We start from the raw sequence: 13911 nt of genomic DNA, 5'->3' as shown, positions 1-13911 counted from the left end.
GGCGTCGGGCCTCTCAGATCGAGGTCTGGTCTCTCGGATCGGGCGCCTTGGTTCTTAGACCGAGCGTCCGGCGAGCGCCGTCGCGACCCCAAGACCCAGGTAGACCACTCCGCTGAGGCGGCCGACCGTGTTCGAACGGCCACGCAGCCTGGCGCCGAGCATCCCCGCCCCCAGCGCGTAGACCATGTCCGAGACCATGCCGAGGAGCAGGAGGGTGACACCCAGGACCACGACCTGCAACGGGACCGACCCCGCCTCGGGGTGCACGAACTGCGGAAGGAAGGCCAGGAAGAACAGGATCACCTTGGGATTGAGCAGGTTGACCACCATGCCCTCCAGGAAGATCGCGCGAAGCGGCTGGGGCCGGGCCTCGTAGGAGGTCTCCTCGTGCCTGCGGACCAGCGCCCTGAGCCCGAGATAGGCCAGGTAGGCCACCCCGGCCCACTTGATCACGTTGAAGAGCGTGGCGGACCTGGCGATCACATAGGACAGTCCCGCGGCTGCGGCGGCGATGTGCACCAGTGTGCCCGTCCCGACGCCGAACACGCTCGCGATCCCGCCGGACCTGCCCTGGGCGATGCTCCGGGCGGCGATGTACAGGTGGTTCGGCCCCGGAATCAGGACGAGCGCCGAGGATGCGACCACGAAGACCAGGAACGTGGACATCGAGACCATGCCCCAACCATAAGAGCGTTTCGGTCCCAGGGAGCGGGCCATCAACTTTGTCGACATACGGTGGCATACTCACCAGGTGGGACAGAGAGCTTCGAACGGTGTTCTGGGCGGCGCCTCGGGCACTGCTTCGAGCGGAGTCCTGATCGGACGGTCGTCCGAGTTGGGCAGTCTCGCCGGGCTGCTCCGCGCGGCCTCCGAGGGCCTCGCGGGCGTCGCCCTGGTCGGCGGTGACGCGGGCATCGGCAAGACACGCCTCGTCACGGAGCTCGCCGAGCAGGCCAGACGGGACGGTTTCGCCGTACTGGTCGGGCAGTGCGCCGAACTGGGTGACGCGCTGCCGTACCTCCCGCTGGCCGACGCCCTGCGCGGTGCCCCAGCCGAGCTGCGTGCGGAGATCGACGCCCGTCCCGTCCTGGGGAGGCTGCTGCCGGGAGGGACCGACCCGGGCACCGAGAGCGCCTCCGGCCTCACCCAGCAGCGGTTGTTCGGGTCGATGCTCGGCTTCCTGGCCGTACGGCCCATGCTGCTGGTGCTCGAAGACCTGCACTGGGCCGACCGTTCGACCCGTGACCTGCTGGTCTTCCTCAGCCGGATGCTGCAGACCGAACGGGTGCTGCTCGTCGGCACCTACCGGACCGACGACCTGCATCGACGCCACCCACTGCGCCGGGTCCTCGCCGAGCTCAGACTCCTGCCCTCGGTGGCCTCCGTCGAACTGACCCCGCTCGACCGGGCCGAGATGGCCGACTATCTCGCGGCCCTCGGCGGCACCGACGCCCGGGTCATGGACGAGGTCGCCGAACGAGCCGAGGGCAACCCGTTCTACGGCGCCGAGCTGCTCGAAGCCGTGACCGAGGGCTCCTCGATGACCGACGACCTCGCGGGCCTGTTGCTGTCCAGGGCCGAAGTGCTCTCCGACGAGGCTCAGCGGGTGCTGCGCGGCGCCGCCGTCGCGGGAAGGCGGGTCGACCACGACCTTCTCCAGGAGGCCTCCGGCCTCCCCGACCTGGCCTTCGACGAGGCCATGCGGGAGATCGTCTCGCGTGGGCTGCTCCGCCCCGACGGCGAGTACGGCTACGCCTTCCGGCACGCCCTGCTCCAGGAGGCCGTCTACACCGACCTGCTGCCCGGCGAGCGGATCAGACTGCACTCCGAGTTCGCCCGCCTGCTCACGGCCCGTCAGGGAGCGGCGGCCGAACTCGCCTACCACTACCTCGCAGGCCACGACCTCGCCGAAGGCCTGTCCGCGTCGGTGGAGGCGGGACGCAGGGCCGAACGTCTGGGCGCCCCCGCGGAGGCCCACCGCCACTTCGAGCAGGCACTCGGCCTGTGGGACCGCGTCCCGGACGCCGAACAGCGCGCCGGGACCGATCGCGTACGGCTCACCCTGCGCACCGCCGCCGTCGCGGCCGACATGGGCGACAACCACCGGGCCATAGCCCAGTTGCGTTCTCTCACCCCCTCAGCGGAGATCTACGAGCGGCTCGCCTACTACCTCTACGACTCCGACGACGTCCAGGGCGCGGTCGCCGCCGCCAGGGCGGCCGTCGACACGGCACCCCCGGACAGTCCCGACCTGGCCAGGGCACTGGCCACGCTCTCCCGCACACTCACCTGGCCACCACGACCGGCCGAGGTCAAGGTGCTGGCCGAACGCGCGCTCAAGGTGGCCAGGGCCACCGGGACGAGCGACGCGGAGAAGGGAGCGATCCTCGTTCTCGCCATCTGCGCCGAATACGAGGGCGACATCGAAGGCGCCGAGAAACTGCTCGACTCCGTCGTCCTGCGAGACTCCGGCGACCTGGCCATGGACCTGCGCGCCCTGTTCCATCACGCTCGGACGCGATACGAGCGCGGACTCATGGCAAGCGCGGCCGAGACAGCCGAGCGCGGTGTACGGCTGGCCGAACGAACCGGGCTGTCGTGGAGCACCTACGGCACCGACCTGCGGTTCCTGTGGCTGCTCGTCCACTACTCCTCAGGAGAGTGGACCCGCGCCGCGGAGATGGCCGCCGGGTTCGGCGCCAGGGTCGGCAGGGTCGCCGAAGCCGTGCTGTCCTCCTTCGCGTTGTTCGTGGAGGTCGCCTCGGGGGCGCCTCAGATTGAGCGGCGTCTCGCCTGGCTCAGGCCGTTCTGGTCCGACCCCCTTGTCGCTTACATGTCACGCGGCCTGGCCGCCGAGCACGCCCTCTGGCAGGGCGACCCCGAACTCGCCCTGGAGCACGCCACCGCTGTACTGGACACGATCGACCCCGCCGACCTCGGGGCGATCCGTATCATCGCCGTCGCGCTGTGGGCACTGGCCGACCTTGGCCGCACCGAAGGGGCCGACGAACTGCTCGCCCGCGCCCGTGGCGTGGTCCGGGCAGGGATGGGCACCGAGGGACACGGATGGATGGCACGAGCCGAGGCCGAGTGGCACCGCGCGAACGGCCGTTTCGACGTCGAGGCCTGGCGTCGGGTCGTCGAGATCTTCGACCCCGCCTTCGTCTACGAGACCGCACGTGCGCGGTGGCGGCTGGCCGAGGCGTTGCTTGCCTCAGGAGATCGCGCCGCCGCGCTTGAGGAGTGGCGACTCGCTGTCGAGACCGCCGACTCCCTGGGCGCCAAACCACTGGCCAAGGCCCTGGCCGAACTGGGACAACGCGCCAGATTCGTCACCGCCCAGCAGGGTCTGCTCACCAGCCGCGAACAGGAGGTGCTCGCCCTGGTCGCCGAGGGCCTGCCCAACCGCGAGATCGGCGAACGGCTGTTCATCGCCCAGAAGACCGTGAGCGTGCACGTCTCCAACATTCTCGGCAAACTCGGTGTCTCCTCTCGAACGCATGCCGCCGCTCTCGCGCGTAAGCGGGGCCTTCTCTGAGGCCTGTCCTTGGCTTTCTTGTCGTTGGGTCGTTGGGATATCGCTTTGGTGGGAACAGGACTTCGAGGGTTTTGACGGGCTTCGATGGATGGGCCGGTCCTTGTCGTCAATCTGTCTTTTTGTAAAAACCTGTCTTTGTAAAAAGGGGGCAGGGCTCAGCAGCGACTCGCACTCAACAGGTAGACGGCCGGTGGGGCGGGCTGCCTCACCGCATGACAGGAGTAGGTCCCGGCGTAGGGGCCAGAGGTGATCGTGACCTGGGCCGGGCCGCCGTCTCCCCAGCCTGTGCAGTCGCCGGCCAGGATGCTCCAGCCCAGCGCCGGGGAGATCTCGTATCGGGTTCCGTCGGAGCAGGTGTAGTCGCCGTCCGCGTGCGCGGCGGGAATCGTCATCAATGGTCCTGCGAGAACGGCGATCGCGGTGACGAGAAGAGCACGCCCGAACCAGATGTCGCGGTGAATTCCGGACCTCATGCGCGACTCCTCCGTTTCACCGAGGGGAACGTTCTCGTCCGGGAGGCGTCCCGCCCGGAGAATACGCTCTGGATGGAGCGGGTCAAGAGGGCTCGTGGCGTCTTCGAGTCTTTTCCTGCGGTATTCGCCTGCCTGGAGTCGGCGCCGAGGTTCTGAGGCACGGAGGTTTCAGAGGAGCGGCATCGGGGGTTTATGCGTTCGACGTCGAGGCCGATTCTCGGTCAGAAGATCGGGGCTTCTGAGTGAGCGGCGGGTTCTTGAGGTGTTCTCGGGCAGGCATCGATCTGAAGTCCGGAGGCACGTGATCTTGGCCGACGCGCTGGACGACCACTGTCGGTCGTGCCAGCCGGCTGGGACGGCCGCGACAGGCGGGCTTGTGCGGTTCGGGGAGCGGGCTCAGCCGTCGTGGGCGGCCAGGGCCAGGTCGCGGACGACCTGAATGAGCTCGGACGGGTCGAACGGCTTGGTGAGGTAGGCGTCGACACCGATCCCCAGCCCACGCCGCTTGTCGTCCTCCTGGGCCCGTGCGGTGATCAACACCACCTTGATGTGGCTCGTCTCCTCGTCGCCGCGCAGCCTTGTCGCCGTCATCCAGCCGTCGAGCCTGGGCATCATGACGTCGAGCGTGATGACATCGGGCTGCACGTCCAGCACCCGATCGAGGCAGTCCTGCCCATCGGAGGCCGTCTCGACCTGGAATCCCTCCAGGGTCAGATTGACCGCGATGAGCTGTCGGATGACCTCGTCGTCATCCACCACCAACACTTTTCCCAGAGGCTCGCCCACGGCCGTGAGGCTAACTCCTCGAAGAGGTGTCCCGCGCGGTTTTCGATGGATGTGTACACAGAGCCGTTCATGGGCGACAGGTTCCCGCAGGCGGAGACCGGCCAGGAAGACGTTTTCCGTCAGGTTTCCCACCTCCAGGATGGCTGTCACTATCGCGCGCTCCACGGATGGCGTCGATCATCGGGGCTCTCCCTCGGGGTGGTCGTTCGGGACGCTGCGCCGTACGGGGCGTCGGAGAACATCTTCAACCCGGCGGCGTGCGGAAGCGGTTACCGAACGCGGTTCTGTGGATAACTCAAGTTATCCACAGAACCGCGTTCGGTCGCTTGGCGTCCCCGCTGTTCCTCCGATCCTGGGCTTCGACCGTTCACCGACCCCAGGAGGCCACACATGATCACGACCTTTGTCACCGTCACCGTTCTCGTGGCGGCACTCGTGGTCGCTCCCCGGATATCCGTGTCCCGCCCCTGTCGTGAGGCCGCCGACAGCTGGACGAGGTGGCTCATCATGGGCGGTCCGCCAGGCCTCCTTGAGGACCTGTTCAGGGGCGAGCAAGACGCCTGCCGTGCGGAGACGGCCGAAGCCATGCCTTCACCAGGGGCGGCCGCCTTGACACCGGAGCCCACTACGAGCCGTGACACCTCCCAGGAGGCTTCCGCAGGGCCGGACGGTGGCTCCGACGGCTCCGACGCGTCCATCCGCGGGCAGGCAGCTCACATGGCCCCCGTGAAAGCGAATCCTCTGTCTGTGGACCTCGGCCCTCACTCCTGGAGTCCGGTCGCTTCCCCGCCTGTTCTGCCTTCCTTGAAGGCTTCGGGCGGGCTCGCTGGAGCCGACGGGACGAACGATGCCGCAGAAAAGGGCGGTCAGGCCGGCGACGGAACAGGTCACCATGCCGGGGAGAACGGCATGGCCAGGGGAGACGGTGAGATCGGCGAGACGACGAACCCGGAGCCAGGCGGTCCTGAGCCGCGCGGATCCGGGACGACCACAGGTCGTGGTGAGGCGGCCGGCAGGATCGCCTTGCGATGGTCGAGCCGTTTATCCCCGGTGAGGATGGCTGTCGCGTTGTCCCCTGGCCGGATGGCCGTGACTACGGCCTTACGCCAGATCGGCAGGCCCTACGTCTGGGGCGGCGGGTCGAGCACAGGGCCGACCCGCGGCGGCTTCGACTGCTCGGGGCTCACCTTGCACGCCTGGGCGAGGGCGGGGGTCAGGCTCACCCACTACACCGGCAGTCAGTTCAGGCAGGGCCGTAGGGTGCCGTTCTCCCGCCTCCGCCCCGGTGACCTGGTCTTCTTCGGCGGAGGCGGCGGAGACCCCGCCCATGTGGGGCTCTATGTCGGTGGTGGCCGCATGGTTCATGCTCCGCGACGTGGTGACGTCGTCAAGACGACGAGCTTCGCCACCTCGCCCTACTACCGCGCCCGCTACCGGGGCGCCGTCCGCCCCGCGAGCTGACCCCACCCCAGGGGGATCTTCTCCCCGGCCTGTCCGATCTCCACCTTGACCCCAAGCCGCCCCCCGGGGCTTCTCGCCTGCCTGCCCCCTAGATCACCCGCTTCGGGTTTCGAGTGTCGGTTCCCTCCAGGATGCTGGTAGCCTATTCACTCGTTGGCCCCCTTAGCTCAGGGGATAGAGCACCGGCCTCCGGAGCCGGGAGCGCAAGTTCGAATCTTGCAGGGGGCACCAACTCCTAAGCAGCGGATCTACCCCCTGAACAGGGGAAACGGCACAGGAACGGGCGAGCCTCCAGTCTCATGGGGTCTCGCCCGTTCTCATTGGCGCCCACACTGGCTGTGGACCAGTTCTGGACCGGACCTCACGAGGCGAGTACGGGGTCACCGCTCCAGGAGGACCTTCCTCAAGGACGCGGTGGCCGCGCGACCCGAACTCCCTATGGAGATGAGATGAGATCGCAGTATCCGGTGCGTGCCGTCCTGCTCGACCTGGAAGGGACGCTGTACGCCAACGGGGAGACGATTCCCGGTGCCGTCGCCGCCCTGACCGAGCTACGGGACCAGGGGTTCGCGCTCCGGTTCCTGACCAACACCGACTCCGAGCCCGCCGGGCGGACCCTCGCCCGGTTGGCCGGTTACGGTCTCCCGATCGAGCGGGAGGAGTTGTTCACGCCGGTGGTGGCCGCCGAGTCCCTGGTGGCGGCCACTTCGGACGCCCGAGTGTACGCGGTGGTCTCGCGGGCCCTGCGGGAGTCCTTCCCCTGCCTCGTCGACGAGCCGCCCTTCACCCACGTACTGGTGGGCGACTGCCGGGACACGTTGAGTTACCCCCTGCTGGACGGGGCCTTCCGCGCTCTGCGCTCCGGTGCCGCGCTGCTGGCGCTGCAACGCGGACGCTATTTCAAGCGGGCGGACGGTGACCATCTGGACACCGGGGCGGTCGTGGCGGGGCTGGAGTACGCGGCGGGTGTCCAGGCCCGTGTGCTCGGTAAGCCGTCCACCGACTTCTTCGCCCTCGCCGCCGCGACGCTCGGCGTCGACGTCACCGAGTGTCTGGTCGTCGGTGACGACGCCACCACCGACGTCGCCGGAGGGAACGCCGCAGGGGCGAGGACCGTCCAGGTGCGCACGGGCAAGTACGCCGACCAGCGGGCGGACGGCCTCGTCGGGGGAGCCGACCACACGATCGATTCGATCACCGGGCTTCCCGGGCTCCTCCGGGAGTTCCCCGAGGGATGACCATGACCGTCTACCGGATGACCTGGGACGCCACGGCCCGGTGGGTCGTGGACCGGGAGGGCGCACCCGCCGGGCACGGTGGTTGCGTTCCGCGGCCAGGCTGCTGACCGGAGACCTTGGGCGACGAGGAGGGTGACGAGGAACGCGCAGCGCGCTCGCACACGACGGGTGTGGGGCCCTGAGGCGGAGGAGGACGCACAGCGTGCTCGTACATGACCAGCGTGGGAGCCCCTGGACAGGTGGAGACGCGTAGCGCGCTGGACGCCCAGCGCTTTCTTCGGTCCGACGAGGAGACCGCTGTGGGGAAAGCCGTCCCGGCCCCGAGGTTCGAGACGGCCCACATGGTCGGCGAGATCGGCGGCACATCGGACGCCTGATCCGTCCGTCCCGACCGGAGTGGTCACGAGCACGCTCGACGATCGGGGCGCGGCGGGTTCTCACCCGGAGGCGGGCAGGTGTTTCGCCAGGATGGGGGAGATCTCGGACAGGGCTTCGGGTTTGACGACGGAGGTGTGGTCGCAGGCCACGGTGTGGACGGTCAGGGCGGGCAGGAAGGGGCGCCAGGTGTCCGAGGCGCGGATGTCTTGGAGGGAGGCGTCGAAGCAGAGGGTGGGGCCGGTGAAGGGCGCAGGGGAGTGCGCGGTCATCGCGTGGGTGTTCTCCCCGGTGATCGACACCAGGTCGTCGATCACGGCCTCGTCCAGGGCGGCGAGCGGGCTTCCCGCCTGTCGCAGCGCCTCCCGGCGTGAGCCCGTGGGCGCGGCGACGCCGTCCAGGGCGGTACGGACGACCTCCTCCTCAAGGGTCTCTTCAACAGCCTCGTCAAGGGCCTCACCGGAGGCCTCCGCGAGGGACTCCTCCAGAGCTCCCGCGAGGGGCCCCTCGCGGGGAGCCTCAAAGGTCTGGTCCGGGGTTCCCGTCCCGAATTCGCGGGACGCGCGTCCTCTGACGTCGCCGGGATAGGCGTCCAGCAGGACGAGCAGCGCGACCTCCTCGCCCGTGGCGGTCAGATCGACGGCGATCTGCTGGGCGACCGTACCTCCGAAGGACCAGCCCGCCAGGACGTACGGCCCGGCGGGCTGGATCTCGCGCATCCGCTCCGCGTAGACGGCCGCCAGCTCGGGCACCGACATCGGGCGCACCGGTCCGGCGGTGAGGCGGGGGTCCTGAAGGGCGTGCACCGGATGCCCCCGGGGGATGTGCCTGGGCAGCGCCGAGTAGCACCACCCGAGTCCGTTCGCCGCGGGGATCAGGAAGATCGGGCACAGCTCACCGTGGGGACGGTAGGACAGGACGGCGGGTACGGTGCCGCCCTCCTCGCCGAGGCGTTCCGCGAGTCCCGCGACGGTCGGGTCGGCGAACAGCGCGGAGACGCCGACCTCTGCGCCGAGCACGGAACGGACGCGGCCGACGAGGCGGATGGCGAGCAGGGAGTGGCCGCCCAGGTCGAAGAAGTTGTCGCGCACGCCGACCTCGGGCACCCCGAGCACCTCGGCGAACAGTTCACACAGGACCGCCTCACGTGGGTTGCCCGCGGAGCCGCCCGCCGACGCCCGCCGTACGGGAGCCGGGAGGGCGTGCCGGTCCAGCTTCCCGTTCGCGGTCACCGGGAACGCCTCAAGCGCGACCACCGCGGACGGCACCATGTACTCCGGCAGCAACCCGGCCACGTGCTCACGACACCACTCGGCGTCCGCCATGCCCAGGCCTCCGGTGCGGGTCGTGGCCGCGTTCGGTCGGGGCGGTTGGCCTTCAGGTGCGGTGTCCGGTTGTTCCGGCGCCAGGCCGACGTCGATCGGGGCGGCGTCCGTCGAACCCGGCCGAGGGGTGTCGGGCGGTGCGGTGCCTGTCGAACTCCGGTGCCCGGACAGGGGTTCGGCCGGCACGCCGTCCGGTGCGGCCTCCTGCGGTTCGCAGCCTGGGGGCACAGGGGAGGTCACGACGTAGCCGACCAGGTGTTTCTCGCCGGGGACGTCCTCCCTGACGACCACCACGGCCTGTCTGACGCCGGGAGCGCTCGCCAGCGCGGCCTCGACCTCGCCGGGTTCGACGCGGAAACCACGGATCTTCACCTGGTCGTCGGCACGTCCGAGGAAGAACAGACGCCCCTGCTCGTCCCATCGGACGACGTCGCCGGTGCGGTACATCCGTTCTCCGGCCTCGCCGAACGGGCAGGCGACGAACCGCGCCGAGGTCAGGCCGGGACGCCCGACGTATCCACGGGCCAGCCCGGCCCCGGCGAGGTACAGCTCACCCGGCACGTGGGGCGGCACCGGGCGCAGGGCGTCATCCAGCACGTAGACACGGGTGTTGGCCATCGGGCGTCCGATGGGGACGGTCGTTCCCGGCCCGTCCCCGGCCCGCCAGCGCGACCAGGTGGCGCACAGGGTGATCTCGGTGGGGCCGTACAGCGTCCGCACGGTCGTCTCGGGGCAGGCGTCGAGCACCGAGGCCACGGCCTGGGGAGAGACGACGTCTCCGCCGGTGAGCACCTCGCGGACACCGGTGAGACAGCCGGCGAGGTCCTCGGCGACGACCCGGAACAGTCCCGCGGTGAGGTGCACGTGGGACACGTCGTGCTCACGGATCAGCCGTTCGAGCACCGGGGCGTCGAGGTCGCCGGGCGGCGCGACGACCACGGTGCCCCCGGTGAGCAGCGGCACCCAGATCTCGTAGGTGGAGGCGTCGAAGGCGTGCGGGGCGTGGAACAGCACCCGGTCCTGCGGGCCGACCTCCCACATCGGGTCGAGGGCGAGGTCCACGACGCCCTGGTGGGTGACGCCGATGCCCTTCGGCTCACCGGTAGAGCCGGAGGTGTACATGACGTAGGCGAGGTCCTCAGGCCGCGCCTCGTCAAGGCCGCCCTCCGAGCGCGCCACCGGCGTCCGCACCGAGAGCGGCTTCGAAGGGGAACCCTCCGAGAGGCTCGCGGGGAAAGGAGAGAAGCCGCCGTCCGGGTTCACCGTCAGGGTCCGCAGGCCCGTGGTGAGTTCATGCTCGCCGTACACCTGGTCGGTCAGCAGCACCGGGCTGCCGCTCTCCTCGACGACGGCCCGCATCCTGGCCACCGGATAGGCGGTGTGGACCGGCAGGTAGGCCGCTCCGGCTCTCAGTACGGCCAGCAGCGCGACGACCAGGCCCGCGGAACGCTCCATCAGCAACGGCACCGTCGTGCCGGTGCCGACCCCGGCCGCGATCAGCGCTGCGGCCAGGCGCCCCGCGCGTTCGTCCAGTTCGTCATAGGTGAGCCGGGTACGGCCGGCGACGACGGCGGGCGCGCCGGGGGTCGCGGCGGCGCGTTCGCCGAACACCTCGACGACCGAGGCGGTCCGGCGGGGCGCGGCGGTGTCGTTCCAGCCGGTCAGGATCAGTTCGCGTTCCCGGGAGGACAGCACCTCCAGGGCGCTCAGCCGGGTCTCGGGTTCGGCGACGATCTGACGCAGGACACGGACGAACCGTTCGGCCATCGTGGCGACCGTCGGCTCGTCGAACAGGGCACTCGCGTAGGTGATCGTGAGATCGACGTCCCGGCCCCGTCGCTCGAAGGCGAAGTCCAGGTCGAACTTGGCCCCCTGGGCGACCGCGGTGCCCGGCAGGCAGCGCGCTTCCGGCAGGTCGAGGGTGAGAACGCCGCTCTCGGCCCAGGACAGCGCCACCTGGAACAGCGGGTGACGGGCCGGGGAGCGGTTCGGGTTGAGGGCCTCGACGACGTGGTCGAACGGGACGTCCTGGTCGGCGTAGGCGGCCAGGTCCGCCTCCCTGACCCGGTCGAGCAGTTCGGTGAACGCCGGGTCGCCCGAGGTGCCGACGCGTAGCACCAGGGTGTTGACGAAGAATCCGATCAGATCGTCGAGCGCCTCGTCGCCGCGTCCGGCGACGACCGTGCCCAGCGGGATGTCGGTGCCCGCGCCGAGACGGGTCAGCAGGCCCGCCAGCGCGGCGTGAACCACCATGAAGACCGTGGCGTGACGGCGCCGGGCGAGTTCGTGCAGTCCTCGGTCGAGTTCGGCGTCGATCGGGACGAGCACGCGTCCGCACCGGTGGTCGGCCCGGGGAGGACGGGGCCGGTCGGTGGGCAGCGTCAGTTCCTCCGGCAGGCCGCGCAGCCTCTCCACCCAGGGATGCGCGCCGCCTTCCGCCTGGCGAGAGACGGCCCGGTCAGGTGTTCCGCCTTCCCGGGCCGCGGGGACGGCGGTTCCGGCGGGCGCTCCGCCTGCCGCCCGGTGCCGTGGGTCCTGCTCCACGAGGGAGGCCGCCTCGCCCTCCACCCCGCGACTCGGGCCTTGCCCGGCGAGCGCTTCGTGCTGCCAGAGGGCGTAGTCGGCGTACTGCACCGGTAGCGGTTCCCAGCCGGGCGCCTTCCCGGTCGACCGCGCCGCGTACGCGCGTGACAGGTCGGCCCCCAGCCGGTCGATCGACCAGCCGTCGCCCGCGATGTGGTGCAGTACCAGCACGAGCACGCATTCGCCGGGCTCCGACCTGATCACCTCGGTGTACAGCGGCGAGTCCGTCGTGAGGTCGAACACATGGGCACACGCCCTGGCCACCGCCGCCGCGCGTTCGGCGGGCGGGCACTCGGTGAGCACCACCTCGGTTCTGGGCTCGGGCAGGATCCGCTGTACGGGCTCGCCTCCCTCCTCGGCGAAGACCGTCCGCAGGCTCTCGTGCCTGAGCGCGACATCCCGCAGCGCGGCGGCCAGCGTCGCCGGGTCGAGCGTGCCGCGGACCACGGTGGCGACCGGCATGTTGTAGGTGGGGCTCGGTCCCGCGAACCGGTCGAGGAACCACAGACGCCGCTGTCCCGGTGAGGCGGGCACCGTCGCGGGACGGGGGGAGACCGCCGTGACGGAGGGCCGTTCCCGTCCGCCGAGACGGCCGAGCAACCCTCTCGGTGTCGGCGCCTGGAAGAGGGCGCGCACACCGACCGAGGCGCCGAGCGCCGTACGGACCCGTTTGACCAGACGGGTGGCCAGCAGCGACTGCCCGCCCAGGCTGAAGAAGTTGTCCTCGGGGCCGACGTCCGTCAGCCCCAGCACCTCGGCGAACAGCCCGCACATGATCTCCTCGCGGGGACCGCGGGGACCGCGGGGACCGTGGGAACCACCAGGGCCACGGAAACCCTGTGAATCGCGGGAACCGTCCAGATCATGAGAGTCCTGTGGGCCATGGGAGTCACGCGGGGCGCCGAGGTCGTGGGGCCGCGCCGTACCGGGGGTGTCGTGCATCGGTGCCCTTCTCGTCTCAGGTCGGTCAGCCGGGTACGGCGGCGCGCATCCGGTCGAGCATCTCGTCGAGTACCGCGGGTGAGGTGGCGAAGTTCAGCCGGGCGAACCCCCTGCCCTCCGGGCCGAAGTCCGGGCCTCTGAAGAGCATGACCCTGGCCCGTTCGAGGAAGAACGCCGACGGGTCGTCGCCGAGGTCCAGGGCGCGGCAGTCGAGCCAGGCGAGGTAGGTGGCCTCGGGAAGCCGGTAGACCACGCCCTCGGGCAGCCGCTCCGCGACCCGCTGCCGGTTGCGCGCCAGCAGGTCCCGCACGGTCTTCAACCAGGGGTCCCCGTCGGTCCACGCGGCCCTGAGCGCGTCCACCCCGAGGGCGCTCACCTGGCCGAACAGGATGCCGCGGTGCGCGTCCACGGCGTCGCGGACCTCCTTGGCGCCGATGTGCGCGACGGCGCAGCGGACCCCGGCCAGGTTGAAGGCCTTGCTGCCCGAGGTGATCGTCACCGTGCGCGCCGCGGCCTCCTCGGAGACCGCGGCGAACGGGATGTGCCGGTATCCGTCGTAGGTCAGCTCGGCGTGGGCCTCGTCGGAGATCACCAGCAGGTCGTGTTCGACGGCGAGCGCGGCCAGGGCCTCAAGCTCGTCGCGCCGGAAGACACGCCCGGTCGGGTTGTGCGGGTTCACCAGGAACAGCGCGCGGCACGGGGTCCCGTGACGGCCCCTGACCTCGTCGGAGATCCGGTCGAGGTCGAGGTCCCAGTCGCCGTCGCGCCGGCGGATCGGCACGGGCCTCGGCGGGCGGCCCAGTTTGGTCAGCATCTCGGTGAACGGGGGACAGACCGGGGAGTGCAACGCGACCGGGTCACCGGGTGAGGTGCCGAAGTGCAGCGCGACCTGCATCGCCTGGTTGATGTCGGTGAACAGCCTGACGTGCGCGGGGTCGGCGGCGAAACCGAACCGGCCGAGCATGCGCCCGGCGAACGCCTCTCCCAGTGGCCCGCCGCGCGACTCGTCGTACCACGCGGGGTAGCCGAGGTCGGTGTCGATCCGCTCGACCAGGGCGCGCCGTACGGCGGGCGAGATGGGGAAGTCCATGTCCGCGACCCATGCGGGCAGCACCCCGTCAGGGGCGGACGCCCATTTCTCCCCGTCACGTAGGGAGAGAGTGGCGAGGTCGAGGGCGTCCAGGGTCATC

Annotated in this window: 9 protein-coding genes and 1 tRNA gene; 5 read left to right on the top strand and 5 right to left on the bottom strand. The window is 70.3% G+C overall.

The window, feature by feature from the left end; genetic code table 11:
* Positions 1-54: 54 nt before the first annotated feature.
* Entirely contained in the window at positions 55-675 is a 621-nt protein-coding gene (locus tag ACFYY8_RS01530) for a LysE family translocator (protein WP_390036032.1), read from the bottom strand.
* Positions 676-751: 76 nt separating this feature from the next.
* Here ACFYY8_RS01530 and ACFYY8_RS01525 point away from each other — a divergent pair, with 76 nt between their 5' ends.
* Complete coding sequence (locus ACFYY8_RS01525) at positions 752-3538, top strand: AAA family ATPase (protein ID WP_390036030.1); 2787 nt, start codon at positions 752-754, stop codon at positions 3536-3538.
* Between the two features lie 155 nt (positions 3539-3693).
* On the opposite strand, the gene ACFYY8_RS01520 is transcribed toward ACFYY8_RS01525, so the two are convergent.
* Complete coding sequence (locus tag ACFYY8_RS01520; RefSeq protein WP_390036028.1) at positions 3694-4011, bottom strand: hypothetical protein; 318 nt, start codon at positions 4009-4011, stop codon at positions 3694-3696.
* A 396-nt stretch (positions 4012-4407) separates the two neighbouring features.
* Positions 4408-4776, bottom strand: a complete 369-nt coding sequence (locus tag ACFYY8_RS01515) for a response regulator transcription factor (RefSeq protein ID WP_390036917.1) — start codon at positions 4774-4776, stop codon at positions 4408-4410.
* A 1104-nt stretch (positions 4777-5880) separates the two neighbouring features.
* Here ACFYY8_RS01515 and ACFYY8_RS01510 point away from each other — a divergent pair.
* From ACFYY8_RS01510 to ACFYY8_RS01495, 4 genes are all read left to right on the top strand, one after another.
* Positions 5881-6258, top strand: coding sequence for a C40 family peptidase (locus ACFYY8_RS01510; protein WP_390036026.1), 378 nt, complete (start codon positions 5881-5883; stop codon positions 6256-6258).
* A 156-nt stretch (positions 6259-6414) separates the two neighbouring features.
* Positions 6415-6489 (top strand) — tRNA-Arg (locus ACFYY8_RS01505).
* Between the two features lie 218 nt (positions 6490-6707).
* Positions 6708-7496 carry an HAD-IIA family hydrolase gene (locus tag ACFYY8_RS01500; protein ID WP_390036024.1) on the top strand — a complete coding sequence of 263 codons (789 nt, stop codon included), beginning with the start codon at positions 6708-6710 and terminating at the stop codon, positions 7494-7496.
* Positions 7497-7708: 212 nt separating this feature from the next.
* Complete coding sequence (locus tag ACFYY8_RS01495; RefSeq protein ID WP_390036022.1) at positions 7709-7873, top strand: hypothetical protein; 165 nt, start codon at positions 7709-7711, stop codon at positions 7871-7873.
* A 60-nt stretch (positions 7874-7933) separates the two neighbouring features.
* On the opposite strand, the gene ACFYY8_RS01490 is transcribed toward ACFYY8_RS01495, so the two are convergent.
* Both ACFYY8_RS01490 and ACFYY8_RS01485 read right to left on the bottom strand, forming a co-directional pair.
* Positions 7934-12553: an amino acid adenylation domain-containing protein gene (locus ACFYY8_RS01490; RefSeq protein WP_390036020.1), complete on the bottom strand. Its 4620-nt coding sequence runs from the start codon at positions 12551-12553 to the stop codon at positions 7934-7936.
* Between the two features lie 193 nt (positions 12554-12746).
* The gene (locus ACFYY8_RS01485) at positions 12747-13910 is read right to left on the bottom strand and encodes a MalY/PatB family protein (RefSeq protein WP_390036018.1); all 1164 of its coding nucleotides are present in this window, start codon (positions 13908-13910) and stop codon (positions 12747-12749) included.
* Between the last annotated feature and the right edge of the window lies 1 nt (position 13911).

Origin of the sequence: Streptosporangium sp. NPDC001559 (genome assembly GCF_042893955.1) — a bacterium.
Lineage (GTDB): Bacteria > Actinomycetota > Actinomycetes > Streptosporangiales > Streptosporangiaceae > Streptosporangium.
This window is presented reverse-complemented; position numbering and strand designations above follow the sequence as displayed.

Bases quoted from the DNA above. Each gene is read 5' to 3' on its own strand.
- ACFYY8_RS01530 (WP_390036032.1), bottom strand. From the start codon at position 675: ATGGTCTCGATGTCCACGTTCCTGGTCTTCGTGGTCGCATCCTCGGCG.
- ACFYY8_RS01510 (WP_390036026.1), top strand. From the start codon at position 5,881: ATGGCCGTGACTACGGCCTTACGCCAGATCGGCAGGCCCTACGTCTGG.
- ACFYY8_RS01520 (WP_390036028.1), bottom strand. From the start codon at position 4,011: ATGAGGTCCGGAATTCACCGCGACATCTGGTTCGGGCGTGCTCTTCTC.
- ACFYY8_RS01490 (WP_390036020.1), bottom strand. From the start codon at position 12,553: ATGTGCGGGCTGTTCGCCGAGGTGCTGGGGCTGACGGACGTCGGCCCC.
- ACFYY8_RS01495 (WP_390036022.1), top strand. From the start codon at position 7,709: ATGACCAGCGTGGGAGCCCCTGGACAGGTGGAGACGCGTAGCGCGCTG.
- ACFYY8_RS01500 (WP_390036024.1), top strand. From the start codon at position 6,708: ATGAGATCGCAGTATCCGGTGCGTGCCGTCCTGCTCGACCTGGAAGGG.
- ACFYY8_RS01485 (WP_390036018.1), bottom strand. From the start codon at position 13,910: ATGACCCTGGACGCCCTCGACCTCGCCACTCTCTCCCTACGTGACGGG.